Below are 25281 nucleotides of genomic sequence, written 5' to 3' on the forward strand. Positions count from 1 at the left end.
TGGCGCGGTGGAACCACACTGACCCATCCCGAACTCAGAGGTGAAACGCTGTAGCGGCGACGATACTTTGGGGGCAGCCCCACGGGACAATAGCTCGATGCCAGGGCAATAATTAAACACAGAGAAGAGAGAGGAGTGTCTAAGCGCTCCTCTCTCTTCTCTGGTTTGTCTCTGTACATATTTATGTATGGTTGATTGCGATCCCTAGATAGGGATGTAAATTACCTTGGGAACTGACAGTACGTAGGATGATGCGATTATTCTTGACGTGAAACCTCAATATGCCTGCCTACTCCCCTTTAACAGTTTCTACCGAAAGGTGTTTGACGCTCAGTAGCTGAAAAGCTTATCGTGGCATCGTTTATGGGAGATACAACCGTGGATGCCATTCTGGAACGAGCAAAAGATTTAAAGCAAGCGTTGATTGAATTTGTCCTGGAAGCGGAAGGGGAGTTGGCACGAGCACTGGAAGTGTATAGTGCTGAGCATTTACGCAGTCAACAACCTGATATTAATCAGAGGAATTTGTGGTTAGATACATTTTTGACCGAGGGTAAGGTTGAGGATAAGACTCCGCTTGATTTGTTTTTGGAGGATCAAGTGGAGTTGTCAGAGAGCGATCGCGCCCTGCTTTCAAGTTGGCATCACAGCTTTATTGGATTGTTTGAAATTAGGCAGACTCTTGTCGATGGGTTTGAGCTGATGAATTGGCTAACTGCCAAGCCTTATGTAGTTAAGCCCAATAATGAGGCGACAAAACAAGAGATGTCTCGTTTCCAACTTGGGGATATTTTGTTAGCTCGAATTTCTCCTCTGACTGAAACAGAGTGGATGTTTTCTGGGCCTTGTATTCCAATGGGGAAATTAGGTAAACCCAAGTTGGCAGTGGCGATCGGTAACTTTAAGCAAGATTATAAACATGCTCTCTATAGTGATGCACCAGAATTATTAGAGCAATCTTGGCAATCGGTAGAACAATATCATCAGGATTTTTTGAACTTCTTTGGTAGTGATGAAGTCACAATGTCTGGTTATGAACTCAGTAAGAAAATTGCTGAGATGCAGGAGAAGGTGACACAACAACGTCTGGCTGATGCTGGCATTGATGATTCTAAGTCTCTCGCGGAAATAGCTGCGGAAGCAGGAGTAGACTCAGCTGAAATGGAGTTGGTAGCAGAGGCAGCAGGAGCGGATGCCAAGGCTGTAGCTAAAGTCATGGAAAGTACACAAGCCATGAAAATGGTGATGCCTAAGGTTGAGCTACCTGCTGAACTAAAGAAAGCAGAAAAGGTGACAGTATTAGCCCATCCTCGCTGGGGTCAAATGTTTCTACCAACCTACCATCGATTTGAAAGCTTATTGATAGCTGATAATCTGAGTAGTGCTGACAATGCTGAGAAGCTGGTGCGCCGATACTTGGAGAGCCCAGAGATCAATGCTTATGTCTGGTATCGTTTGGCTGAGAAATATCCTAGGCAATTAGAGAGTCTGCTGCAAACGGTGTTACAGCGGCTAGAGTTTCAATTAGATCAAGATTTGCCTGGATTACTGCAAGAGTTTGATAAGCCACTTGAGCCTGATTTACCAGAAGTTGCGAGCGTACCTGTGCATTTACATGATCTGTTTCAAGAGGCGCTAGCTGAAGTAGGTAAGTCTAAGGCGAAAGACAAAGGCAAAAAGAAATCGACCAAGGGCTTTCAGTAATGCGATCGCCCTTGCCCAACTCTAATTGGGTTGAATGTAGATGAGTTAGACGTTGCTGGTTTGACGCAAGGCTTCAATGATTTGTACGTTCGCCTTGGGGAAGGGAAACTGATCAATTTCTGCCAAAGTCACCCAGCGGACTTCATCACATTCAATCGGTTGTGGGTCCCCGCTGACGTGGCGGCAATGATGCACATTTAAAGTGACGCGGAAGTGGGTGTAGGCATGGTCAACGGTGATCAGGCGATCGCCCACGGCTACCTCAATGCCCAACTCTTCTTGAATTTCTCGCTGAATGCAGGCTTCTATGGTTTCCCCTGGCTCAACCTTACCGCCAGGAAATTCCCACAAGCCACCTAATAATCCTTCTTGACGGCGGCGATCGATGAGGATTTGGCCTTCGTTATTCCAGATCACGGCAACACCGATCAGCTTGTGAGGAATAGGGGCGCGAGTTTCAGACATGGGTAGTTCAGATTGGAGATTGAATTGATAAGCTCGGCAATGAGCACTCCAAGGACAAATCAGACAAGCAGGATTTTGGGGAGTGCAAAGCGTTGCCCCCAGATCCATCAGGGCTTGATTAAAATCTCTGGATTGCTCCGGATCGAGGATAGTTTCGGAGAGCTGCCAGAGCTGCTTGGTGGCTTTTGAGGGTGGAACCTCGATCGCTGCCAAACGAGTCAGCACTCGTTTCACATTACCATCCAAAATAGCCACTGCTTGATTAAAAGCGGCACTCAAAATTCCGCCAGCGGTGGTGCGACCAATGCCAGGAAGCTGTAAAACGGCTGCTAAATCTTTGGGAAAGGTAGCACTGTGTTGCTTCACAATCACCTGTGCGGCGCGGTGCAAGTTGCGAGCGCGAGCATAATATCCTAAGCCTTGCCAAGCTTTGAGCACTTGTTGTTGCTCAGCAGCGGCTAAAGTGGCAACGGTTGGAAATAAAGTTAACCAACGCTCATAGTAGGGAATCACTGTTTTGACTTGGGTTTGCTGCAACATGATCTCTGAGATCCAAATGGCATACGGATCTCGATTGCGCCGCCAGGGTAAGTCACGGCCAAATTGGTGATACCAATCCAAAAGCGATCGCCGTAACTCTAATACAGCAGAACTCGGCAAACTGACTTCCCAATTTACCGAGTTCTGTTGAATGGATTTATTGTTAACTGCGGACACGGGCAATCCTGGTGGTCTACCTAATCAGCGTCAGAAGTATAGGTTTCAGAAGCAAGCAAAGATTTTTCAAAGGCCATCCGCTGCTCAGCGTTGCGGAGGAAGTAACCACTAATCATAGCGGAGGCTAGAAGACGACCTAAGTGCTCACGACTTGTAGTGATCTCTACTTCAAAATGTTCTGAAGGTAAACCTCCCAACAATCCAATGACATTGCGCTCCATGACCTGCAAGACATCAGGCGAGGTTGGTTTGGAAAGTTGTGAGACCGTTTCGGGGCTCATCGCTTGCACGTAACGCCACAGCAAGTCACTAGACTCGGTGCTGCTTCCAAAAACTTCTGGAAATGGGTTAGATGAGTTATTCAACTTGGACCTCCTGACAGTAGAACTTAACAGCCTCGACATTAAGCAGGAGATGCTTAATTGTCTAAGTTATTTGACTGTTAACGTTTCTACAAGTTTCTACAATCCAATCTAACAGGAGTAGTGAACTCAGGCAGTAGGTAGAACCGAACCAAAGACGATGGGTTGTCCCGCTCTGGAGGTTATAGGGTAACAGGCGGTTAACTAGCAATGTATTCCCGCATGTCAGCTTTGCGCTTACGCAGCTTGGTTAGAGCTTCCCGCTCAATCTGACGCACCCGCTCTCGGCTGATGTTCAGGCGATCGCCAATCTTAGCGAGAGTCATGGATTTGCCATCTTCAAGACCGAACCGTAAGGCTAAGACTTGCTGCTGCTGAGGTGTGAGGTCAGCCATCAACCGCTCTAAATCTGCTCGCAGAGAAGATTGAGCCGCAAAGTCCTCTGGAGAAGGTCCGGTGTCTTCGAGTAGCTCACCCAGTTCAGTATCTTGGTTGTCGCCCACTCGCAGATCCAAGGATAGCGGTTGCCGTGCCCGCTCTAAATAATCTCGAACTTGGCGGGGCGTGAGTTCTAGTTCGTCTGCTAGTTCCCCAGCGGTTGCGGCTCTACCGAGCTTTTGAGCCAGTTGTCGCTGGGCTTTCTTAATCTTGTTGAGTTTTTCTGTGATGTGAATAGGCAAACGAATGGTTCTGCCCTTTTCCGCGATCGCTCGGGTAATCGCTTGGCGAATCCACCAGTAAGCATAAGTAGAGAAACGATAGCCCTTGGAAGGGTCGAACTTCTCAACGCCACGTTGCATTCCGATCGTGCCTTCCTGAATCAAATCCAATAAGTCAACATTGCGCTTAATGTACTTCTTTGCAACAGATACAACTAGGCGCAGATTGGCTTCTACCATCTTGCGTTTTGCAGTTTCTCCTTCCTCGATCGCCTGATTGAGTTCGCTTTCAGAGATTTTGGCTTGCTCTGCCCATTCCACAAAGCTTGGTTCATGGCCTAAGCGTTCAGCCAAAGCTTCTTGAATTTCATAAAGCACTGCTACACGCTGGACCTGCTTTCCATAAAGGATTTCCTGCTCATGGGTCAGTAGCGGAACACGACCAATTTCTCGGAGGTAAGCGCGTACGGGATCGGTAGAAGTCTGAGCAGTTTTCATGGCGCTGAGTCTTAGATTGACGATGACACGAGGGACAAAGAGAGGGGACCGGCTAAAAATAGCCGGCAATATACACAAGGGACAAATTCAGCTAGACCAAGATGAACTTACGGCTTCCGGTTAGGTTTAACAGGAATAGGAATCGCAGAGTATTCAGGAGCTTCTGAGCTGGAACGTAAGCTTAACGCAGCCAACCCGATTCCCAAGCTGATAGAAATAGCAATTTCGACTAAGAGGTTTGTGTCTGTCAACATAAGAAGCCTAAGGCCTTAATATTTTAGGGGTTTTAATGTTAACAATCGTAACATTTCTGAGAAAAGCTTGGGCATACCTCCTCAGACTGAATTTTGGGCTTTCGGGGAATGTACCGTTAGAGTACCCGCGAATCGGCAACACGAATGCATCCTGAGCAACAAAATTCAGTGAATATCATTAACCCTGCAATTCTGGAATTGACCAGGAATTGTTAACTTGTTTTAAGATTTTCTGCTCACGACCGAAGCTCTCATAAATCAACCACAGCTTCGAAGTATCTGTGCTTTTGTAGCAGCTTTTAACTTTAAAGATCGCCAGCGGCTCTTGAGTTAGCGGTTAGGGGCTGGTGTATGGCGAAGGTAACTTATCGTAATGCATATCTGAAAAAATCGTAAATGCTCTATAGGGGCATCTACGACAAAAAATACTCCCCATCCATTAAAAGATAAGGAGTATAACTCTTCTTTTATCCTAGAAAATTCAACTGCTAGGCTTCAGGATAGGAGGTATGAGCCAACTAGGCTATGTAGTCCTGTAGAGCTTTCACGTCTAGCGGTTGAGATTGTAAAGAGCGAATGGCTGCGGCAGTAGCTTTGGCTCCCGCGATCGTGGTGATGATGGGAATCTTGTAAGACAAAGCGCTGCGACGAATCAGACGGGCATCAGTTTGGGCTTCTTCGCCTGAGGGAGTGTTAAGAATGAGTTGGATTTTCTCATTTTTAATTGAATCCAGCACGTGAGGCCGTCCCTCATGCAGCTTCAGCACTAACTCAACTTCTAGACCATGTTCTCGGAGGACATTGCGGGTGCCATCGGTGGCAACAACTTGGAAGCCGATGTCAATCAGGTCGCGTACCACTGGGACAACGGCAGCTTTGTCGCGATCGCTCATGGAGACAAACACAGTTCCCGACAGAGGGAGACGCTGACCCGCTGCGAGAGCCGCTTTAGCGAAGGCTTTGCCAAAGTCTGTGTCAATGCCCATCACCTCACCTGTAGAGCGCATTTCGGGTCCTAGGATGGTGTCTGTGCCAGGGAATTTGTCGAAGGGGAGGACGGCTTCCTTCACCGAGAGATGCTGCGGAATTACCTCTTCCGTAAATCCAATCGACTTTAGGGTTTGACCTGACATGATGCGAGCCGCAATCTTGGCAAGCGGTAAACCAATCGCCTTGGATACAAAAGGAACAGTACGTGAGGCACGAGGGTTTGCTTCAATGATATAAACTTGCTCCCCTTGGACCGCAAACTGAATGTTCATTAGTCCCACTACATTTAGAGCTTTGGCTAATTGCACAGTCCAAGTGCGAATGGTGTCGAGGGCTGCGGGAGTGAGGGAAGTAGTGGGCAGAGAACAGGCAGAGTCGCCGGAGTGAATTCCCGCTTGCTCGATGTGCTCCATGATGCCACCAATCACCACTTGTCCGGTTTGGTCGGCGATCGCATCCACATCTATTTCGATCGCATTCTCTAAGAACTTATCGATCAGGATGGGGTGATCAGGTTCGACCTGAACGGCATAGGTCATGTAGCGCTCTAGGTCAGCATCGGAGTAAACAATCTCCATTGCTCGACCACCCAGCACATAACTTGGACGCACGACGACGGGATAATCGATTTGACGGGCAACGGAGAGGGCTTCATCGTAGCTGCGAGCCAGACCGTTGGGTGGTTGATGAATATCCAGTTCGCGGAGAATTTTCTCGAAGCGCTCCCGGTCTTCAGCCACGTCGATGGAGTCGGGGGACGTGCCCCAAATCTTCGAGATGGAATCTGAATTAGCGCTATCGCTGGTAGCCTGCCGCTGCTTCAAATATTCCTGAAGGGGAACAGCTAGCTTTAGTGGCGTTTGACCGCCGAACTGAATGATGATGCCGACGGGATTCTCTGCCTCGATGATGTTGATGACATCTTCTTTGGTCAAGGGTTCGAAGTAGAGGCGATCGCTGGTGTCGTAGTCGGTGGAAACGGTTTCGGGGTTGGAGTTAACCATGATCGTCTCAAACCCTTCTTTGGCTAAAGCAAAGGAGGCATGGCAACAACAGTAGTCGAATTCAATCCCTTGACCGATCCGGTTGGGACCACTACCCAAAATCATCACCTTGGGTTTGTCGGAAGGGAGAACTTCATTTTCTTCTTCGTAGGTGGAGTAGTAGTAGGGCGTGTAAGCCTCAAACTCAGCAGCGCAGGTATCGACGGTTTTGTAGACCGGAATAATACCCAAGCTCTTGCGATAAGCCCGAACTTCGTCTTCGGTGGTTTTGGTGGCGTAGGCAATCTGGCGATCGCTAAAGCCTTGCTGTTTGACTGCATAAAGTTCATCTTTACTGAACTCTTGGAGCGACTTGCGCTTCATCGCCTTGGCTACTTCTAGCAGTTCTTGAAGCTTGTCGAGGAACCAGGGATCAATGCCAGTCAGTTCGTAAACTTCAGCGACGGTCATGCCCATTTGGAACGCATGACGGACGGTAAAGATGCGGTCGGGGTTAGGAGTGCGTAGAGAAGCTCGAATATGTTCTAGACTGGGCAGTTTTTCAGCACGATCGCAGCCCCAGCCAGCCCGTCCAGTCTCTAGCGATCGCAGCGCTTTTTGGAAAGACTCTTGAAAGGTACGACCGATCGCCATTGCCTCTCCCACAGATTTCATTTGGGTTGTGAGGACAGGAGTAGAACCGGGAAACTTCTCGAAGGCAAAGCGAGGAATTTTGGTGACGACATAATCGATCGTCGGCTCAAAGCTAGCGGGAGTTTTTTTGGTGATGTCGTTGGGGATTTCATCCAAGGTGTAACCAACGGCTAACTTGGCGGCAATTTTGGCGATCGCGAATCCTGTCGCTTTGGAAGCAAGAGCGGAGCTACGAGAGACGCGGGGGTTCATTTCGATCACCACCAAGTCGCCTGTTTCGGGATGGATGGCGAACTGGATGTTTGACCCACCCGTCTCTACCCCAATTTCGCGGATGATTTTGATCGAAGCATCCCGCAGTCGTTGATATTCTTTGTCGGTTAAAGTTTGGGCAGGAGCAACGGTGATCGAGTCGCCTGTGTGGATGCCCATCGGATCAATATTTTCGATGGAGCAGATAATTACCACGTTATCGGCTAGATCGCGCATCACTTCTAGCTCGTACTCTTTCCACCCCAAGAGTGATTGTTCGATCAGAATTTGAGAGACAGGGCTGGCATCTAACCCAGATTGAGAAATTTCCTCGAATTCTTCTTGGTTGTAGGCAATACCACCGCCTGACCCCCCTAGGGTGAAAGCGGGACGAATAATTAATGGATAGGAGCCAATTTGAATCGCGATTTGCTTGGCTTCTGTCATGTTCTCTGCGAGGCCAGAAGGGCAAACGCTGACCCCAATCTTCTCCATCGCTGCTTTAAAGAGTTTGCGATCTTCTGCCTTTTCGATCGCAGGTAACTTAGCCCCGATCAACTCTACGCCGTACTTCTCTAGAACACCGTTCTTAGCTAACGTAACGGCTAAGTTCAGTGCCGTTTGCCCTCCCATCGTGGGTAGCAAGGCATCGGGTCGCTCCTTAGCAATGATTTTCTCTAGTAGCTCAGGGGTGAGTGGTTCGATATAGGTGCGATCGGCGGTGTCTGGGTCCGTCATGATTGTGGCTGGGTTGGAGTTGACCAGCACCACCTCGTAGCCTTCATCTCGCAGTGCCTTACAAGCCTGAGTTCCTGAGTAGTCAAACTCACTAGCTTGCCCAATCACAATCGGGCCAGAGCCAATCAACAAAATCTTGCGGAGGTCATCGCGACGAGGCATAGTCTTGCTAAAGCGTTCATGGTTCGTAAATCCCACTCATTGTAGAAGGTTTCTTCTAGGAGTTGCTGATCGTTTTAAGCACTTTTCCGGAGGATTGTCAGCAAACTTTGGGGTAAAGGCAGGGCTAAATCAGCAGATCAAGATTTCTGATTGCAACTCATGATGCTTCTCTGATTTTGAATTGAGAATTACTTGCATTAATATTGACTAGGGCGATCGCGATGCTCTACTGTCGTATACCGATTCACCCACTTTGATGGGCAGCTTTTTGATGAAATGAAAATAAAAGCCGTTGCTTGCTTTTATTGATAGTTTTTTTGATTAAGTGATTCTACAACTTGTACGGAGAACTCTGTGAAACGTCGTAAATTATTGTCCCTGTTGGGGTTGGCGGTGACAACTGGAGGAGTTGCGATCGCTTGCTCTAACAACTCCTCCACACCCAATGCTCAAACCTCTCCCGCTAACTCTCCGAGTGCCACCACTGCGGCTAGCAGCGGCACAGGTGAGGAACTCGTAGTGTACTGCGGTCGAGATGAAAAACTCGTCGGGGAATTAATTAAAAAGTTTGAAGCTGAAACGGGTACTAAAGTTCAAGTTCGCTATGGCGATACGGCTGAATTAGTGGCCGCAGTTTTAGAAGAGCAAAAGAATAGTCCGGCGGATGTTTTCTTTGCTCAAGATCCAGGAGCTTTGGGGGCGCTACAACAAGCCAATCGCACTACCAAGTTACCGGATGCTGTGCTCGCCAAGGTGGACGATCGCTTCCACTCCCCGACTGGGCAATGGGTGGGCATTACGGGCCGTGCGCGCACGGTGGACTACAACACTAATTTGGTGAAAGCGGAAGAGTTGCCACAGTCAATTTTTGATCTCACCGATCCGAAGTGGAAGGGCAAAATTGGTTGGGCACCGACGAACGGTTCATTCCAAGCCTTTGTTACCGCTCTGCGGGTTACAGAAGGGGAAGAGAAGGCGAAGCAATGGCTGGAAGGCATGAAAGCCAATGAACCCAAGGTTTATCCCAAGAATGTGCCCATCGTGGAAGCCCTGTCTCGCGGTGAAATCGCTTTGGGTTTGGTCAACCACTACTATCTAGAGCGAGTTAAAGTGGAGAACCCCAATGCTCCTGTAGAGCATCATTTCACAGGTGATGCGGGTTCTATGGTGAATGTTGCGGGCGTTGCAATTCTAGACAGTGCCAAGCGTCCAGAACTGGCCCAGAAGTTCGTTGCCTTCTTATTAGATAACGAAGCGCAAAACTACTTTGCGACCGAGACTCGCGAATATCCTCTGGCTGATGGAGTCAAGGTAGCAAGTAGTAATCTCAAGAGTTTAGATCAGGTGCAGACCCCAAAAATTGACCTGGCTAGCTTGAGTGACTTGGATGCGACCTTGAAACTGCTGCAATCAACTGGAGTGATCTAGAGGGAATGCAGGTTTCCAAGGGGCTGCACCGTCTCTTACAGGGATGGATGTGGCGATCGCCGAGGGCTTCCGGGCCACCTTTGTTCTTGACTTTGGCTGGGGCAATGGTCGCGATCGCGATCGCCTTACCTTTGGCCTATCTGGTGTTTCGGACTTCGGGGATCGGGGCAGAGCAAATTTGGACACTTCTGTCTCGACCCCGGACGCTCACTGTGCTGCTAAATAGTGCGGGAATGGCGGCGGCTGTGACTTTGCTGTCAGCGTTGATTGCGATTCCCATCGCTTTTTTAACGCTGCGGACTGACTTGCCAGGACGACGATGGTGGCTGATTGCGACGACATTACCTCTGGCGATTCCCAGTTATGTGGGCAGTTTTACGCTGCTGGCGACGTTTGGGCCTAGGGGGAGTGGCTTGCAATTGTTGCTGGAACCTTTGGGCGTTCAGGAACTACCCTCTATCTACGGCTGGCCCGGAACCCTCCTAGCGCTAACTCTGTTTACCTATCCTTACTTGCTGCTGAGCGTGCGGGCTGGCTTGCAAGGCATTGATCCAGCCTTAGAAGAAGTGGCCCGGAGTTTAGGACGTAGCCCTTGGGCAACTTTTTGGCAGGTGACGCTGCCACAACTGCGCCCTTCCATCGTGGCGGGTGGGTTGCTCGTCGCTTTGTACGCTTTGCGCGATTTTGGCACGCCGTCACTGATGCGGTTTGATGCTTTTACTCGCGTGATTTTTTTGCAGTACAAGTCGAGTTTTGACCGTACTTCAGCTTCGGTGCTGGCGCTAGTACTGGTGGGGTTGGTGCTGTCAATTCTGTGGTTGGAGTACCGAGTGCGATCGCGGGCTAAGTACTACAGCCGTGCCGCTGCGGTCAGGCGATCGCCTCAACTGGTCAAGCTGGGGCCATGGAAATGGCCTGCGCTCATATTTTGTGCCGCGATCGTGGCGCTGAGCTTGGTGTTGCCGTTTGCCATGACGATCTTTTGGCTGGTGCGGGGCTGGCTAGCCCAAGTCGATATGCTAGCTCCAGCCGATCTGCTGCACCTGGCCCTCAACTCCATTTCAGCAGCAGGATTAGCGGCGATCGCGGCGATTTTGTTTGCTTTACCTGTAGCTGTGTTGTCAGTGCGCTTTCCGGGACGAATTACCACTGCGATCGAGCGTTGTTCCTACATTGGCTTTGGCTTGCCAGGGATTGTTGTGGCTTTGTCTTTGGTCTTTTTTGGCGCTAACTACTTGCCCTGGATTTACCAAACTCTGCCGCTGTTGGTGTTTGCCTATCTGATTTTGTTTCTGCCGCAAACGGTCGGTACCGTCCGGAGTTCGCTACTGCAAGTGAATCCTCAGGTGGAAGAGTCAGCCAGAAGTTTAGGTCGCACCCCCTGGCAAACCTTGAGAGAAATCACGCTGCCGCTGGTGCGTCCGGGCATTCTGAGTGGAACGGTGCTGGTATTCTTAACCGCGATTAAGGAACTGCCTGCGACGCTCTTGTTAGCTCCGATTGGCTTTAAGACGTTAGCCACGCAGATTTGGCAAGCTACAGAGAATGTTTCCTTTGCCGAGGCGGCAGCGGCTTCTCTAGCGATGCTCTTGGTGTCTGCTGGCTCCACCTTGTTTGTTTTGGCGCAAGACCATGCAAGGACAGCTCACCGCTAAGTTTGCTCTGTATCTATGTTTCCTCTGCCTAGCTTGACCATGACCCGACCCGTGATTCTGCAACTTGACCGCGTTACTAAACAATTTCCTACCAGTTCCACTGCTGCTGTAGAAAACGTGAGCCTGACCCTGGCTCAAGGCGATTTACTGGCGCTTTTGGGGCCTTCGGGTTGTGGTAAGACCACGCTACTGCGGATGATCGCTGGTTTTGAACCGTTGCAGTCAGGGGCGATCGCCCTTGCAGGCAGAACTGTGGCTAGCCCAGGCACCTGGATACCCCCAGAGCAGCGATCGGTCGGCATGGTGTTTCAAGACTTTGCTCTGTTTCCACACTTGACCGTGGAGCAGAATGTGGCTTTTGGGTTGCAGAAAGTCGCAGACTCCGCGCAAATCAAGGCTAGAACCGCAGACGCGATCGCCCAAGTCAGATTGCAAGGGCTAGAAAACCGCTATCCCTACGAACTTTCTGGCGGCCAGCAGCAGCGAGTGGCTTTGGCGCGGGCCTTGGCTCCCCGTCCTGCCCTGATCTTGCTCGATGAACCTCTGAGCAATTTGGATGTGCAAGTCCGCTTACGCCTACGCGAAGAAATCCGCGAAGTGCTGAAATCTGCTGGCATTTCTGGGGTATTTGTCACCCATGACCAAGAAGAGGCATTAGCCATCTCAGACCAAGTTGCGGTGATGCAACAAGGGCGACTGGAGCAGCTTGGCACACCCGAGGAGGTTTACCACCATCCTGCTTCACGCTTTGTAGCCGAGTTTGTTACCCAAGCCAACTTTATAGCGGCGCAGCGGCAAGGGCAGCTTTGGCAAACGGAAGTGGGCCAGTTCAAATTGCCGCATGATGAATGGATCGAGAGCGAAATCGGCGACTTGATGGTACGTCAAGAAGATCTAGTGCTCGAAGCTGACAATGAAGCAGCCGTAGTGATCCGCGATCGCCACTTTTTAGGTCGGGAGTACTGTTACTGCCTCAGCACCCCTTCTGGAAAGGAATTGCACGCTCGTACTACCACTGCAATTAATCTACCGATTGGTACCCATGTGCAATTGTCGGTACCAGATCAGGCTTTACGTATCTTCCCGACTAATACACCCAAACTCGCAAAAACTCTGTAGTTTTCCAATAAGCCAAACGCGATCGCCATAATAGGGATGAATGTGTCCTTAAAACCCTTTTATGGCAGGAGTTAGCAATGATTTTTCCTCGCACGCGACAGATTTTAGCAGGGCTGTGTTTGTCTCTGTTGTTGCTCACCACAGCTTGCGCCCCAGAAGAGCCTTCCCGCTGGGATCAGGCGCAGCAAGAAACGACTCAGAAGCAACCAGCTACTGAAACCAAGACTACAACTGCTGCTAAGCCTACTTCCGGCGGTCAATTCAATAAATTCTTCCCGCAGCCAGGCGGAGGGTATGAGCGTGTCTACACCCAAGAAAAAGCAGGTTTTGCGGAAGCCAAACTGAAGCAAGGGGGTAAAGATGTGGCAATGCTCGCGATCTCAGACACCGCCAGTAACCCCAGTGCTGCGGCTAAATTCCAACAGAGCAGCAAAACTATTGCGGGCTATCCAGCCGTGGAGACAGGCGCGACCCAAACCAGTGTACTAGTTGGCGATCGCTATCAAGTGAAGGTGATCTCGCGTGACCCTGCTTTTACAGCTAGCGATCGCGAAGCATGGTTGCAAAGATTCGATCTTGACGGGTTAAGAAACTTACCGACAACTGCTCAAAAAAGGTAATAGCGCTGTCTCAGAAGTACTATCACTCCGGAAATCGGAGCTAAAGACTGTTTGAGTAAACGAGAACCATCAAAATCAGGGTAAATCTAGCCCATCGGCTAATAAATACAGAAATAAGGAGTCTTTGCTATGAGTCAGGCTAAACCAATCTTTGAATTGGTCGATCAGCTACCCACGAATAACATGACCGTCTATGCCCTCAAAGCTCTAGACTTTGTGGTGCCTGGGCAATGGCAAAACTTAGTCGGGTTTGACAACACCATTCGCACCATCACAGGTGAAACAGACGAGGGGGTAATTCAACAAGTTGGCGAGCGGGCAATTCAGCTCTACAACGACCCCTCGCAAGGTTATCAACGAGCCATGTGGCTCTACCAAACCGTGAATAGTGCGGGGGGAGCTTTGGGTGCAGCCGCTTTAGCTAACAAAATCAGTGAGCGGGTATCGTTTCTCTCTTTCCTCGATCGCGTCACTCCCAAGGCCGACAAAGCCCAAACCATTGACTTGAGCCTGAAGTTGGTGACTGAGTTAGTCGCTTTTTGTCAAATTAACGGCATTCCCGGCGACAGCATTGGTGATTTCGTTGCTTCCTTGGGTGACTACAGTGGTGAATCTCTAATGCGGATGGCAGCGTTAGTTTGCTTCGATGGCCTGATTCCTCTGGGTCCAGACTTCATTTTGAAAACTCAGTCTGCTCTAAGCCAACTCAATCCTGGCGACTTGACCCAGCATCCCGTCTTCAAGCAAATTGGTGGCTTAATTCCAGGAGGCAATCCCGCTGGACAACTCGGCTTTATCAACGAAAGTTTTGCTTCCACCCAAGGCTGGATGAGTAACTTTGTGACCTCGCGTAACCTAACTCCTGAGACCGTCGTGAGTCACTTGCAAAACTTCATTGAAATTTCCAATGACAAGTTAGACTATCTCGGCGCGTTCTTGGATATGACAACGAATTATTATGAACACACAGGGGTGCAAACCCTGGCTCGTCGCTTAATTGAACGAGCGGTTGCTGAGATCTAAGTGAAGGACTGACGAAGTAATGGCAGAACCCACCAATCACAATGACGCTGGAGAAGTCGCTCCTAGCACGGTTGACCAACAAGCCCCAGACGTTGCGGAAGAGAATGCGCCTAGCACTGATGAAGCGGTTGCAACGGATATTCCCTCGGCCAATGCTCCCGATCCAGCAACAGCCAACCCTGATGTGAACCCTAATGCGGCTGGAGAAAAACCCACTACTGAAGCCTCGCGTCCAGACGTTGATTCGCAAACGGCAGTAGATAAGCCAGCAAAATCAGCTAAGGCTGATCCTGGCCCTGGCTCCACCGAGAAAGCCGCAGCCAAAAAAGCAGGTGCCGCTAAAGCTAAAGGAGACGATGCTGCTCCTGCTGCCAAAGCCAAGAAAGAAAAAGCACCCGCTGTTGAAGACAAGCCATTTGCTGAGTTTGTCGAGCAACACTATCTGCCTGCGCTCAAGACAGCTCTCGAGAAGCAGGGATTGCAAAACCTGGATCTAAGCTTTGTTAACCAGAAAGTACAAGTTTCTGGTTTGACTGATGCCCCCGATTGCTGGCAGATCGTGGGTCGCTGGGAAGGAGGACGACGACAGTTCAATATCTACTTCTTTAAGGACGATATTCAAGGTCAGCGAGGTTTCTCGTTCTCAGACACGGGTCACAAAGCTAGTACTCTGGAGCCGTTCTTAATTGATGAGCGGAAGGTAACGTTGGATCTATTGCTTCTTGGTGCAGTCCAACGGCTGAATGCTCAGAAGTGGTTGGTGCGAAACTAACCTCTGGCTTATAGTTCTTTGAAATCGTAGGTGATGACTCCGGTAACGGGATCGTTGTCAATGCCAACATATCCGGTTCTTACCATTTCTTGGAGAACCGCCTCAACTTCGGCAAAGCCAAGGCCCGTTGCCATCACTCCTTGCGTCACAGACAATTTGCCTCCTCTGGCGGCAGCAGCTTCTAAAAGCCTGATCATGAGCTGTTCCCGGCTAGGCTTCAGAACTGTAGCTGCGACAGCAGGTTGGCTCAGTGGGACTCCAGTAGGCGACATACCTAGACGAGCACGGTATTTAAGGTTGTGCTCCTCTACCATGTCTGGCATCAGAAGAAGGTCAATAAATTGGCCGACCCCTAAAAAGCCTAGGGTAAACATCCAAATTAGACCCGTAACAATTTTGCCGTTGTAAAGACGATGTAGTCCAGATATCCCAAATAAGCAACCTAGCCAAAGCAGGTAGGAAGTTCCAACCTTGTTCATATCACTGGCAAGTTAAGGTTTCTGTTCAATCATAGATATTTTGCTGAGGAGTCAGCGGCAGCTGTGCGGAAAAAGGCAGCCGTGAAGGAAATGAGGCGATCGCTAGGTTGTCCCGGTTAGACTTGGCACAATAAGCATAGTGAATGAACCACGAACTTTAATAAAAGCGTTGGGGGTTGTCATGGTGGCTAGATCTGGGCGATCGCTCAAAGGTGCTAGAGATCAAGGTGCTAAAGGTCAAAGTCGGATGCGCCGACAAGTGTTGCTGTTGAGCTTGTTGATGTTGCCTGTCGTGCCAACGGCTGCGATCGCAGAAGTAATTGATTCAGCCTCCTCGACGACGCGATCGCCTGCTACTACTGTCGAAAATGCCACCTTTGAAGTTTCTAATTTAGTTTCTGATCGGCTGGTGGTTCCACTGGAGTCGACTGCGATCGCTGAAAATGTGGTGGTAGATGCTGTTCCTATCCCTACAACGGCAGACACCTCCATTTCTGATCCTGCGATCGTCACCCCCAACACTGCCGAGCCATCCTCAACTCCAGCCAACCCAGGCACCCCAGAGCTATCTACGGCAGCACCAGAAACATCAGCAGAACCCGCTCAGGCAGAACCACCCACATCAGACCCAGCGGAACCAACCCCCAAGACTAGCGATTCTGATAATTCCGTAGAACCAGAGTCAAAACCAGAACCGGATTCAGAGTCAAAAACTGATGAGGCAAGCGAGACTGAGCCGAGCGATTCTGACTCAGAGGAAGCTGAGAAACCCCCTACCCCTGAAGAACAAGCGCGACAACAAAAACTGATTGAGGCAGACCAACTTTACTTAGGTGGTCAGTTTCCTGCTGCGGAAAAGCTCTATCGAGAAGCCAAAACACCATTTGCCAAAGAAGTGGCCGCGACAGAAGCTAAGCAGCGACCCGAGCCAATTCTAGACCCAGCCCAATTGTCTCCGGCGGGGCGAGTTTACTGGCGTGAGTCGGAAGCTGGGATGGCCCAGAACCTCAAGACTCGAATCTTCGTGCCACTGAGTATGTTGGTGGAGCAGCACCCCCAATTTGTGCCCGGACACTTGCGACTGGCCCAAGCCCTCAAAGATGACCAGCGCACCCCAGAGGCACTAACTGTTCTGGAACGAGCGACCGCCTTTTATCCCAACCAACCAGATTTGCTGAAAGCCAAGATCGAGCTTTTGGCCGAAACCGAACAATGGCTCGACGCTTCCATCGCGGCTCGGCAATTTGCTTTGCTCAACCCCAACGATCCAGCCGCACCCGAATTCGCCAAACTCGCTGAGGAGAATCTAGAGCGTTTCCGAGTCCACATGCGGCGAGAGCTAAGAGGGAATGCGATCGCCAATGCGATTACTGGGGTGGCAGGTCTTGTGCTGACTGGCAATCCTTTTAGCCCTCTATCGGCAGTACAAACCACAGCCATGTTGATGCGAGGAGAAGCAGCGATCGGCGAGAGTGTGGCGAAGGATGCCAAAGAAGAGTTAGAACTGATCGATGATCCGCTAGTGGTGGATTATGTCAATGAGATCGGTCGTCGCATCGCTACAGTTGCAGGACGAGATTTCAAGTACGAGTTTCATGTGATTATGGACGATCGCCTCAATGCCTTTGCCCTGCCCGGAGGCAAGGTATTTCTCAATGCAGGAGCGATCGCTAAAACTAACTCCGAGGCAGAACTTGCTGGACTTTTGGCCCATGAGTTATCCCATTCGGTTCTATCTCATGGCTTTCAGTTAGTCGCTCAAGGAAATCTGATTTCCAGTGCCACGCAGTTCTTCCCGTTTGGTGGCACGATCGGCAATTTGGCTGTACTCGACTATAGCCGAGACATGGAGCGGCAAGCCGATATTGTCGGCACCCGGATTTTAGCTTCCACAGGTTATGCAGCCGATGGGCTACGCAACTTGATGGTGACGCTAGAAAAAGAAGACAAAGACAGAATGCCTTTCAGTTGGCTCTCCTCGCACCCCATTACCAACGAACGGGTGGAATATCTGGAAAAACTGATTCAGGAGAACGGGTACAACCGCTACGCCTACGAGGGAGTCGCCCGCCACAACACAGTGAAAGCCAGAGTCAAGCAACTGATCGCAGAACGCAAACAATGCGAAAAGGAGAAGAGTAGAAAAGAAAAACTAGAATGCCGAAAAAAACCAGAACAAAAAACAGAAGAAAAATAAGTTAAAAAGGAGCGATCGCCTTTTATCAAAAGGTGTGGCGACAGATTTGAATATTCGAATTGCAAGTGCAGCAGATCTCGAATCACTGGTACGACTAGCTGGGGCATTCCGGGATCAGCTGCGCCAATCGAGTCCTTCTGATGCAGGGTTTTGGGATGCGATCGCCCGACTATTGCAAGAGCCAGACACTGAATTTTTTCTAGCTCAAGAGCCTCAAGGAAATGTTCTCGGTTATATCCAGTGTCGTTACCGTTATTCTGCTTGGGTCGTTGGCTACCAGGCTGAGAAGATGTTTTTGTGCTGCCAGAGGTGCGGCGACAAAGAGTAGGGCGACAACTGGTTCAGTTTGCTATTGATCGAGCCATTGAAAAAGGTTGTCGTTCAATCGACCTCAATACAAATGAACGCAATATTGGTGCGATCGCCCTTTATCAACAGTTAGGACTGCGAGCGGAGCGATCGCTGTGGCATGGTGGACGACAGCTTTGGCTAGAGAAAGCTTTGTAGCCGTAGAGTGTGAAGTGCAGAGTACGCACCGCTTCTTAAGGCTGAGTCTGGTTGGCTTCAGGAATGAGGCGGACTAAGCCAAGAGATCAAACCTGAGGATGTCGTCTGGATTCGCTAGGTGTGAAACACTGGCACGGAGCTATAGCCACAACAGCCATGCCCCATATCGCCATTCAGAACTCGAAGGCAGGGGACTGGATGGAACAGGTCAGCAATGAGCATTAGCAGTGCCAAACGTAAACCATAGGAGCATTCATTGATTTACAACACGAAAGCGTATGCGGCAGCCAGTGCAACATCACCACTGACCTCTACCCAGATCAAGCGACGCAATCCAACTGAACACGATGTACAGATCGAAATCTTGTTTTGCGGCATCTGTCACTCTGATGTTCATTCAGTACGTGACGAGTGGAGCGACTTTATGTCCACTACCTACCCGATTGTCCCGGGTCATGAGATCGTCGGTCGTGTAACTCAGGTTGGCTCAGCAGTGACTAAGTACAAACCGGGCGATCTGGCTGCGATCGGCTGCATGGTTGATTCGGATTTGACCTGTCCTCGCTGCCAAGCTGGCTTTCAGCAGTTTTGTCACAATGTCATCTTCACCTACAACTCCCCAGACAAGCACAAGACTGCTCCAGTTACCTACGGTGGCTACTCCGATAGCATTGTCGCTGATGAACGCTTCGTTCTGCGAGTTCCAGAGAACCTCGATCTGGCTGGAGTCGCGCCGCTGCTTTGCGCCGGGATTACAACCTATTCACCCCTGCGCCACTGGGGTGTTACCGAGGGCAAGAAGGTTGGCGTGGTTGGTCTGGGCGGGCTGGGACACATGGGTGTGAAATTCGCCCATGCGTTCGGTGCTCACGTTGTTGTCTTTACCACCTCGCCTGATAAGACGGAAGACGCGCTTCGCCTCGGTGCTGATGAAGTGGTCGTTTCCCGTAATGCTGACGAGATGAAGAAGCACGAGGACAGCTTCGATTTCATTCTCGATACCGTCTCCGCCAAACATGACATCAACGCCTATCTCAACCTGCTCCGCCTCGACGGTAACATTACCCTAGTTGGTGCACCAGAGAAGCCGCTGGATATCGCGGCATTCAGCCTTCTCGTGGGTCGCCGCAGTCTTTCTGGCTCTATGATCGGCGGCATCCCAGAAACCCAGGAAATGCTCGATTTCTGCGGTCAGCACAACATTACCTCTGATGTTGAAGTTGTCCCTATCCAAAAGGTCAACGAAGCTTACGATCGCCTGCTCAAGTCTGATGTGAAATACCGCTTTGTCATTGATATGGCTTCCCTGAAATCGGAATAGAGGCGGGAAGCGTGGATACCAACCGCTTGGAGTATCGCGATCGCACCTGTCTTTACTAAGACTCACAGAAGTTGACGCGATGTTGCAACTCTTAACACGATCGCCTCGCTTCAACCTCCCAGACCTTGTAAACTAAAGTGCATAGAAAATGCCGCATTTACGTCTTGGCTTCCTCTGTATTGCTTTCATGGCTCTAGACCTGAGGCACAGAATCATAAAAGAGCAGAAACACCTATGGTAGATTCCCTCAAGAAACCTGGTTTTGAAGAACTGAAGCCAGGAATCAAAGTCCCCGCAAAGGAAACCATCCTCACTCCTCGGTTCTACACCACCGACTTTGATGAGATGGCAAAGATGGACATCTCTCCCAACGAGGACGAGTTGAGAGCCATCCTGGAAGAGTTTCGGGCTGACTACAATCGCCACCATTTTGTGCGGGATGCTGAGTTTGCGCAATCTTGGGATCACATTGATGGCGAAACCCGTCAGCTATTTATTGAGTTTCTAGAGCGCTCTTGCACCGCTGAGTTCTCTGGCTTCCTGCTCTACAAAGAACTAGCCCGCAAGCTGAAAGACAAGAACCCCTTGCTAGCAGAGTGCTTCTCGCTGATGTCACGGGATGAGGCGCGTCACGCTGGTTTCCTCAACAAGGCGATGACCGACTTCAACATGTCGCTCGACTTGGGTTTCTTAACCAAGAGCCGCAGCTACACTTTCTTTAAGCCGAAGTTTATCTTCTACGCGACTTACCTCTCTGAAAAGATTGGCTACTGGCGGTACATCACAATCTTCCGTCACCTAGAGTCGCACCCTGAGAATCGCATCTACCCCATTTTCCGATTCTTTGATAACTGGTGCCAAGATGAGAACCGTCATGGTGACTTCTTTGACGCCATCATGAAGGCTCAGCCCCAGTTCCTCAACGATTGGAAAGCAAAACTCTGGAGTCGCTTCTTCTTGCTCTCCGTTTTTGCCACCATGTACCTCAACGACCTTCAGCGCTCTGGTTTCTACGCTTCTCTGGGCCTGAATGCTAGAGATTATGATCTGCATGTGATCAACAAAACCAACGAAACTGCGGGTCGCGTTTTTCCCGTAATTTTGGATGTAGAAAATCCTAAATTCGTAGCTCGGATGGATAAGGCGGCTGAGGCTTTTCTAAAGCTGAACAAGGTCATTGAGTCTAACCAGCCCAAAGCCGTGAAGTTCTTCCAGAAGCTACCACACATCGGTTCGATCGCTTGGCAAATGCTGCGGTTGTACCTGATGAAGCCGATTGATATGGTAGCTCTAGAAGGCACTGTACGCTAACGTTTTAGATTGGCTCCGAATGCTGGCGGTTCTGTTGAATGCAGAACCGTTTTTTTATGGGAACCTGCTTGATTCTTCACCCATCAATTGCTTGCATGGAGAGACAAATCATTTATTGGCAATGGCTGCGATCGCCCCTCCGCTTGGGACTGTCTGCCAGCTTACTAATCGGGCTTTTTAGTGGGAGTGATTGGGCTGTAGCTCAGGAAACTTTTGCACCTGCAACTCAATCCCCTGAAGTGTCTCAAGCTGCGAGTGACTTGGATTTAAAGCCAGAGGTCATTCGAGAGAGTCCGGTTTTGCAGCGTTGGTTACGCGAGGTGCCTGATGTGTTGTCAGACATCAAACATGATCCGAGTTTTCGGACGAGAATCAGGGCAGGCTACTCTCAGTTCCCCTCCACAGATCACGCGGGTGGCTGGAATGTAGGTGTGGAGGATGTTTTTTTAGGGCGGAGTGGCTTAACGGTTAGTGGGGAGTATCAAGCTGCCTTTAATGGCGATCGCGAAGCTTATGGCGGAGATGTGCGCTATTATGTGCGGCCTTTGGGTAGCTATGTCAATGTTGCGCCTGTGGTGGGCTACCGTCATTTAGAAACCGAGCAGTACTCGACGGATGGAGTGAATGTCGGGGTGCGGGTTTTGTTGGTGATGTCTCGTACTGGGGCTGCTGATGTCTCCCTAACCCAAAGTTGGGTGTCTCCTGGTTCCGATGAGGAAGTAGGGCTAACGACGCTGTCGGCTGGCTACGCAGTGACGAACAATCTACGCTTGTCTACGGATATCCAAAAGCAAAACTCTCGCTTTGCTAAGGATAGCCGTGTGGGAGTTTCTTTGGAGTGGATGCCTTAATGCTGAAGGGTTGTAAGTTAACTCTATTTCTGATTTGCTTCTGGTCGGAAGAAGATTTCGTAGGGAGACAGAAAGCGATCGAGAAAGCCTGGAGGCAGCAGGGGTTTTGTTTCGGGTGGCAATGGTTGATATTGTGAGCGATACACCTCTAGAGCCTGCCGTTTGCGATCGCGCATAGCGGTAATTGGCAAACGGTAAGCATTTTTTAGCTCCGGTGCGCTAAAGTCCCAGGCCCAAGGTTTCCACAGAGACCAGACTGGATATTGAATTAACTCTGCTGGGATTCTAGAAGCCAGAAGAGCTGTGTGAATCAGCTCATAGGCCGCTATGTGGTCGGCGTTCACATCTTTTCGATAGGGGACATATACTTCTTCGGGCCTGATGGTCTGCAATAGCTGAACTAGCTGGGCGAGCATTTGCTGGCGCTCGCTACTCGATAATTTGGGCAGATGACCATCTAGTTGGCTTAAGAAGTGGATTTGAGATGGCTGAACACTCAAGATTTGCAAGGCATCAATCGCCTCCTGTTGGCGAATTCGTACCATCTCCTCTCCTTTAATAAAAGGATGTTTTGGATGTGAGGAGCGGCCATCTGTCAAAAACACAACCTGAATCGGGATGTTTTGTTCTTGTTTGAGGGCAATTAAGCCGCCACATCCCAGACTTTCATCATCTTGATGGGGTGCAAAAACAATCGCTGATTTCTGGCTCAGATGCATAGGCCGACTGTTAACCAGTAACCAGCGCCACAAAGCTGGAGCGTAGATGGTTCGCTTGAACCGGAAATTTAGAGATTCCCGTTTGCGATGTAACTTCTGGAAAAATCTGCTTAATAACATTAGATATTGCACCCTCAAACCTGACAAAACTTTTAGAGCGCCCAAACTTTGTACTTGATGCTTCCCTGGAGACGGCCCCACCGCCACGCTAATCTCCAACACCATTGGCGGCGGCTTTCTAACGAGTGGACTTGTGGCATTTCTTGGAGCAAGCGGCCCCAAGATTTTAAGCCCGTCTTCCAAGAAAATGGGTGCATCCCTAACGCTTGGTATTTTTTGTAAAGCAGCACCTCAGACTCGGCCCACTGTCTTGCTTGTCGATACATGCCTGTCAAGGTTGGGCGGTAACGCACGTAGAGTACCGCATCAGGAACGAAGTGTAGCTTTACGCCGGATAGTTGCAGTCGCCAGCAATAATCGATGTCTTCTAACCGCAAAACTGACTCATCAAAGCCACCCATAGCTTCGTGCAGCGATCGCTTAACTCCCATTCCTCCACCGCCTGTAAACAGCAGATGCGGCATGTAGCGGCTTTTGGGTAATTCAGTTTCTTGAGTACAGGGGTGGGCTCTCACCAGCCAAGACTCGTTGAGTTTATTGGGGTCAAATCGACACCCCACGAAGTCATATTCAGCCAGCGCCTGCCCCATTGCTGCCACCCAACCTGGTGCAACCTCATCATCGGCATCACAAAAAGCGAGTGCTTCACCTTGAGCTGCTCTCGTCCCTGCATTACGGGCAGGACCTGCGCCCGCTTTGTGGGAGGCATCGACAATCCGTAAGTTGGGGATTCGACTCTGATATTGACGTACAATCTTCAGTGAAGCGTCGGTGGAGCCATTGTCCGCAACGATTACTTCCCATGGCTCCGACCACTGCTGTTGCGCCAAGGCGTCTAACTGTTTTGCGATTGTATTGGCTGCATTGAAACAAGCAATAATGACACTTAATTTCATCAAATCTCCAGGGCTATTTCAGCCAGGTCAACTTCTTGGCTCCATTGATTACGACTTTGATCTACTTGTCAGCACAACCAGTCCACCAGCGTGACTAGTAGGTGGGGTGATGCATCGAAGGCACGATATCGAATAGGTTAGTTTTTCGGCACTACAACGTTAGGCCACGCTCAGCAACGCTGCGATCGCGGTGTCCACTTAAGCACTCCTAATGGGGTAATTGGTTGGTCAGCGAGACTAATAAACGATGAGGATTATTGAGGGTTATTACTGAATCTAATCAGTTCTTAAAATAACTTAAAGCAGCTAGATTCGGTATTATTACGGAGCTGTATAAATATTCCTCCAATTTAGTTAAGTCTGCCAGCTGTCAACGCCATCTTTTATTCGATCTTTAAACTTAAGCGGAGAATTTATAAGGCAGTATGAATGTTAGTGATACAAGGGCTACATCCTCTTGTCTTAGGTGAGCTTTTAAGCTAATAAGGGCACCCTGTGTGATCACTACGCATTTTCAGGCTGCTAACTTGACGACTGCAATTGCCTCTACGTTTGAAAACTCATACCAAGCGATCACCTATACTGAGTTGCAACCCAATCTGTAATTCTGGAATTAATGCTGAATGCTGAGAACTTTTTAGCTGATTATGAGGTTACGGCTGATAAAGTGACTTAGTATTAATTTACACTAATGAGTTTTAGCGGTTCGGATGGCATGATATACATCAGTTTGGCTCCCTCAGGTTGGGCTTCTGTTGGTTTGAGTTGCAGCCATTCCTGAAAGCTGATGCCTAGTTGAGCGATCGCCTGTACTTCACTTTGATAGGCTCCAAATCGACGATAAGTTTCAATCATCGCTTCTATTTTTTCCAGGACTTTGGGCAAAGCGTCATAGATTTTGGGAACACTTCTGTCTTGAATATTTTGGTAGTGTTCTAGACCTGTGGAAGCAGTCAAACAGCCCAACCAAACTCATAGCGGTTGATGAACAACCCAACTACAATGTCATGCAACCAAGTAATTTTGGAAAAACAAATTGTTTTACGAGCTAATCGCTTAATCTGAGTTCTCAAGGTTAAATGTTTGCGCTCAATCTTCTGGGTGTTCGCTTTTCCAACAGTGTGCTGCTGAGAATTAAGCAACTGTAGATAAGCTCCCCAAGCATCTGTGTAAAGTAAGTCAGACCAGAGGGTTGCAACAACGCTTCGAGTTTGACCAAAACTGTATCTTCATGCGGTGTTAAAACATAAGCCATTTTCCCAGTGTGATGGTCAATGGCAGACCACAACCAACGCTGCTGCTCCAGGACTTACGCAAAAGTCATTTAAACGGCCAGATGCTTGAGTTGCTCCTTGAGATACTCAGAGAGCATCCCGTGCTTAATTTGATAGCTATAGCAATCCAAAGTGATTGATGAAAACGCGCCATACATAAAGACCTTTGGGAAATTATAGCCTTACATAGCTGTGTTAGGACATTATTCTGAAGGAGAAAAGTGTTGGGATAGAACTATGCCTGCCCCTTACAGTTACGACCTGCGGCAAAAAGCGATTGAAGCGTTTCAAGGTGGAGAACGCAAAAGTGCTGTCTGTCGCATGTTCAACCTCAGTCGCAACACCCTAGACCTATGGCTGAAACGGCAAGCGGAAAGCGGGGACTATCAAGCGATTACCCAGTTCCAGCAGGGGTGTCGGCATAAGATCACAGACTGAAAACGCTTTGAGGCGTTTGCCCGAGAGCATGGAGGCAAGACTCAGCGCGAAATGGCGAAGTTGTGGGGAGACAATGTGACGCAGCAGAACATCAGTGATGCGCTGAGGAAGTT

Annotated in this window: 21 protein-coding genes, 1 rRNA gene and 2 pseudogenes; 15 read left to right on the top strand and 9 right to left on the bottom strand. The window is 49.6% G+C overall.

Going from position 1 to position 25281, the window contains the following annotated elements; genetic code table 11:
* Together rrf and NDA01_RS27220 are read left to right on the top strand one after the other, a co-directional pair.
* Positions 1-106 (top strand): 5S ribosomal RNA (rrf, locus tag NDA01_RS32060); the annotation flags it as partial.
* Between the two features lie 257 nt (positions 107-363).
* Entirely contained in the window at positions 364-1704 is a 1341-nt protein-coding gene (locus NDA01_RS27220; protein WP_431193543.1) for a hypothetical protein, read from the top strand.
* Between the two features lie 45 nt (positions 1705-1749).
* Here the strand turns inward: NDA01_RS27220 and mutY are convergent, their stop codons facing one another.
* The 4 genes from mutY to carB form a co-directional block, all read right to left on the bottom strand.
* Entirely contained in the window at positions 1750-2886 is a 1137-nt protein-coding gene (gene mutY / locus NDA01_RS27225; RefSeq protein WP_348230469.1) for an A/G-specific adenine glycosylase, read from the bottom strand.
* A gap of 20 nt (positions 2887-2906) precedes the next feature.
* Complete coding sequence (locus NDA01_RS27230; RefSeq protein ID WP_348230470.1) at positions 2907-3251, bottom strand: DUF760 domain-containing protein; 345 nt, start codon at positions 3249-3251, stop codon at positions 2907-2909.
* 197 nt (positions 3252-3448) lie between these two features.
* Positions 3449-4405 (bottom strand): RNA polymerase sigma factor, RpoD/SigA family, encoded by a 957-nt coding sequence (locus tag NDA01_RS27235; protein ID WP_190439820.1) that lies wholly within the window; start codon positions 4403-4405, stop codon positions 3449-3451.
* A 772-nt stretch (positions 4406-5177) separates the two neighbouring features.
* Entirely contained in the window at positions 5178-8438 is a 3261-nt protein-coding gene (carB, locus tag NDA01_RS27240; RefSeq protein WP_348230471.1) for a carbamoyl-phosphate synthase large subunit, read from the bottom strand.
* Positions 8439-8792: 354 nt separating this feature from the next.
* Between carB and NDA01_RS27245 the strand changes: the two genes are divergently transcribed.
* From NDA01_RS27245 to NDA01_RS27270, 6 genes are all read left to right on the top strand, one after another.
* Entirely contained in the window at positions 8793-9866 is a 1074-nt protein-coding gene (locus tag NDA01_RS27245; protein ID WP_348230472.1) for an iron ABC transporter substrate-binding protein, read from the top strand.
* A gap of 5 nt (positions 9867-9871) precedes the next feature.
* Positions 9872-11521, top strand: coding sequence for an ABC transporter permease (locus NDA01_RS27250; RefSeq protein ID WP_431193544.1), 1650 nt, complete (start codon positions 9872-9874; stop codon positions 11519-11521).
* 15 nt (positions 11522-11536) lie between these two features.
* Positions 11537-12640 carry an ABC transporter ATP-binding protein gene (locus NDA01_RS27255; protein WP_431193545.1) on the top strand — a complete coding sequence of 368 codons (1104 nt, stop codon included), beginning with the start codon at positions 11537-11539 and terminating at the stop codon, positions 12638-12640.
* A gap of 77 nt (positions 12641-12717) precedes the next feature.
* The gene (locus NDA01_RS27260; protein ID WP_348230473.1) at positions 12718-13260 is read left to right on the top strand and encodes a hypothetical protein; all 543 of its coding nucleotides are present in this window, start codon (positions 12718-12720) and stop codon (positions 13258-13260) included.
* Between the two features lie 129 nt (positions 13261-13389).
* Positions 13390-14283, top strand: coding sequence for a hypothetical protein (locus NDA01_RS27265; RefSeq protein ID WP_190552342.1), 894 nt, complete (start codon positions 13390-13392; stop codon positions 14281-14283).
* A gap of 19 nt (positions 14284-14302) precedes the next feature.
* On the top strand, positions 14303-15055 hold the full coding sequence (locus NDA01_RS27270) for a DUF2996 domain-containing protein (protein WP_348230474.1): 753 nt from the start codon (positions 14303-14305) through the stop codon (positions 15053-15055).
* A gap of 8 nt (positions 15056-15063) precedes the next feature.
* On the opposite strand, the gene NDA01_RS27275 is transcribed toward NDA01_RS27270, so the two are convergent.
* Positions 15064-15534: an NINE protein gene (locus NDA01_RS27275; RefSeq protein ID WP_348230475.1), complete on the bottom strand. Its 471-nt coding sequence runs from the start codon at positions 15532-15534 to the stop codon at positions 15064-15066.
* Positions 15535-15715: 181 nt separating this feature from the next.
* On the opposite strand from NDA01_RS27275, the gene NDA01_RS27280 reads away from it, so the two are divergent.
* The 6 genes from NDA01_RS27280 to NDA01_RS27305 all read left to right on the top strand — a co-directional run bounded on the left by NDA01_RS27280 (position 15716) and on the right by NDA01_RS27305 (position 21721).
* A complete protein-coding gene (locus tag NDA01_RS27280; protein WP_348230476.1) occupies positions 15716-17731 on the top strand; it encodes a M48 family metalloprotease in 2016 nt (671 codons plus the stop codon).
* Between the two features lie 46 nt (positions 17732-17777).
* On the top strand, positions 17778-18059 hold the full coding sequence (locus NDA01_RS27285; RefSeq protein ID WP_348230477.1) for a hypothetical protein: 282 nt from the start codon (positions 17778-17780) through the stop codon (positions 18057-18059).
* Positions 18029-18238: a GNAT family N-acetyltransferase gene (locus NDA01_RS27290; protein ID WP_348230478.1), complete on the top strand. Its 210-nt coding sequence runs from the start codon at positions 18029-18031 to the stop codon at positions 18236-18238. The genes NDA01_RS27285 and NDA01_RS27290 overlap by 31 nt, the downstream gene beginning before the upstream one ends.
* A 256-nt stretch (positions 18239-18494) precedes the next feature.
* The gene (locus NDA01_RS27295) at positions 18495-19559 is read left to right on the top strand and encodes an NAD(P)-dependent alcohol dehydrogenase (protein WP_431193546.1); all 1065 of its coding nucleotides are present in this window, start codon (positions 18495-18497) and stop codon (positions 19557-19559) included.
* A 234-nt stretch (positions 19560-19793) separates the two neighbouring features.
* Positions 19794-20870: a magnesium-protoporphyrin IX monomethyl ester (oxidative) cyclase gene (gene acsF / locus NDA01_RS27300; protein WP_348230479.1), complete on the top strand. Its 1077-nt coding sequence runs from the start codon at positions 19794-19796 to the stop codon at positions 20868-20870.
* A gap of 95 nt (positions 20871-20965) precedes the next feature.
* Entirely contained in the window at positions 20966-21721 is a 756-nt protein-coding gene (locus NDA01_RS27305; RefSeq protein WP_348230480.1) for a hypothetical protein, read from the top strand.
* Between the two features lie 23 nt (positions 21722-21744).
* Here NDA01_RS27305 and NDA01_RS27310 read toward each other — a convergent pair whose 3' ends face one another.
* From NDA01_RS27310 to NDA01_RS32065, 4 genes and pseudogenes are all read right to left on the bottom strand, one after another.
* Positions 21745-22560 carry a PIG-L deacetylase family protein gene (locus NDA01_RS27310; RefSeq protein WP_348230481.1) on the bottom strand — a complete coding sequence of 272 codons (816 nt, stop codon included), beginning with the start codon at positions 22558-22560 and terminating at the stop codon, positions 21745-21747.
* Between the two features lie 32 nt (positions 22561-22592).
* Positions 22593-23456, bottom strand: a complete 864-nt coding sequence (locus NDA01_RS27315) for a glycosyltransferase family 2 protein (RefSeq protein WP_348230482.1) — start codon at positions 23454-23456, stop codon at positions 22593-22595.
* Positions 23457-24134: 678 nt separating this feature from the next.
* Complete coding sequence (locus NDA01_RS27320) at positions 24135-24413, bottom strand: hypothetical protein (RefSeq protein ID WP_348230483.1); 279 nt, start codon at positions 24411-24413, stop codon at positions 24135-24137.
* Positions 24410-24759 (bottom strand): annotated as a pseudogene (locus NDA01_RS32065) (IS1 family transposase); the annotation flags it as partial. The gene NDA01_RS27320 and the pseudogene NDA01_RS32065, both read right to left, overlap by 4 nt.
* A 208-nt stretch (positions 24760-24967) precedes the next feature.
* Between NDA01_RS32065 and NDA01_RS27330 the strand changes: the two are divergent.
* Positions 24968-25281 (top strand): annotated as a pseudogene (locus NDA01_RS27330) (helix-turn-helix domain-containing protein); the annotation flags it as partial.

This window comes from Trichocoleus desertorum AS-A10 (genome assembly GCF_039962155.1).
Classification (GTDB): domain Bacteria; phylum Cyanobacteriota; class Cyanobacteriia; order FACHB-46; family FACHB-46; genus Trichocoleus.

Excerpts from the sequence above, each read along its gene's own strand:
- NDA01_RS27310 (WP_348230481.1), bottom strand. The coding sequence starts at position 22,560 with ATGTTATTAAGCAGATTTTTCCAGAAGTTACATCGCAAACGGGAATCT.
- NDA01_RS27260 (WP_348230473.1), top strand. The coding sequence starts at position 12,718 with ATGATTTTTCCTCGCACGCGACAGATTTTAGCAGGGCTGTGTTTGTCT.
- NDA01_RS27275 (WP_348230475.1), bottom strand. The coding sequence starts at position 15,534 with ATGAACAAGGTTGGAACTTCCTACCTGCTTTGGCTAGGTTGCTTATTT.
- acsF (WP_348230479.1), top strand. The coding sequence starts at position 19,794 with ATGGTAGATTCCCTCAAGAAACCTGGTTTTGAAGAACTGAAGCCAGGA.
- NDA01_RS27305 (WP_348230480.1), top strand. The coding sequence starts at position 20,966 with ATGGAGAGACAAATCATTTATTGGCAATGGCTGCGATCGCCCCTCCGC.
- NDA01_RS27280 (WP_348230476.1), top strand. The coding sequence starts at position 15,716 with ATGGTGGCTAGATCTGGGCGATCGCTCAAAGGTGCTAGAGATCAAGGT.
- NDA01_RS27265 (WP_190552342.1), top strand. The coding sequence starts at position 13,390 with ATGAGTCAGGCTAAACCAATCTTTGAATTGGTCGATCAGCTACCCACG.
- NDA01_RS27270 (WP_348230474.1), top strand. The coding sequence starts at position 14,303 with ATGGCAGAACCCACCAATCACAATGACGCTGGAGAAGTCGCTCCTAGC.
- NDA01_RS27220 (WP_431193543.1), top strand. The coding sequence starts at position 364 with ATGGGAGATACAACCGTGGATGCCATTCTGGAACGAGCAAAAGATTTA.
- NDA01_RS27315 (WP_348230482.1), bottom strand. The coding sequence starts at position 23,456 with ATGAAATTAAGTGTCATTATTGCTTGTTTCAATGCAGCCAATACAATC.
- carB (WP_348230471.1), bottom strand. The coding sequence starts at position 8,438 with ATGCCTCGTCGCGATGACCTCCGCAAGATTTTGTTGATTGGCTCTGGC.
- NDA01_RS27235 (WP_190439820.1), bottom strand. The coding sequence starts at position 4,405 with ATGAAAACTGCTCAGACTTCTACCGATCCCGTACGCGCTTACCTCCGA.
- NDA01_RS27250 (WP_431193544.1), top strand. The coding sequence starts at position 9,872 with ATGCAGGTTTCCAAGGGGCTGCACCGTCTCTTACAGGGATGGATGTGG.
- NDA01_RS27255 (WP_431193545.1), top strand. The coding sequence starts at position 11,537 with ATGTTTCCTCTGCCTAGCTTGACCATGACCCGACCCGTGATTCTGCAA.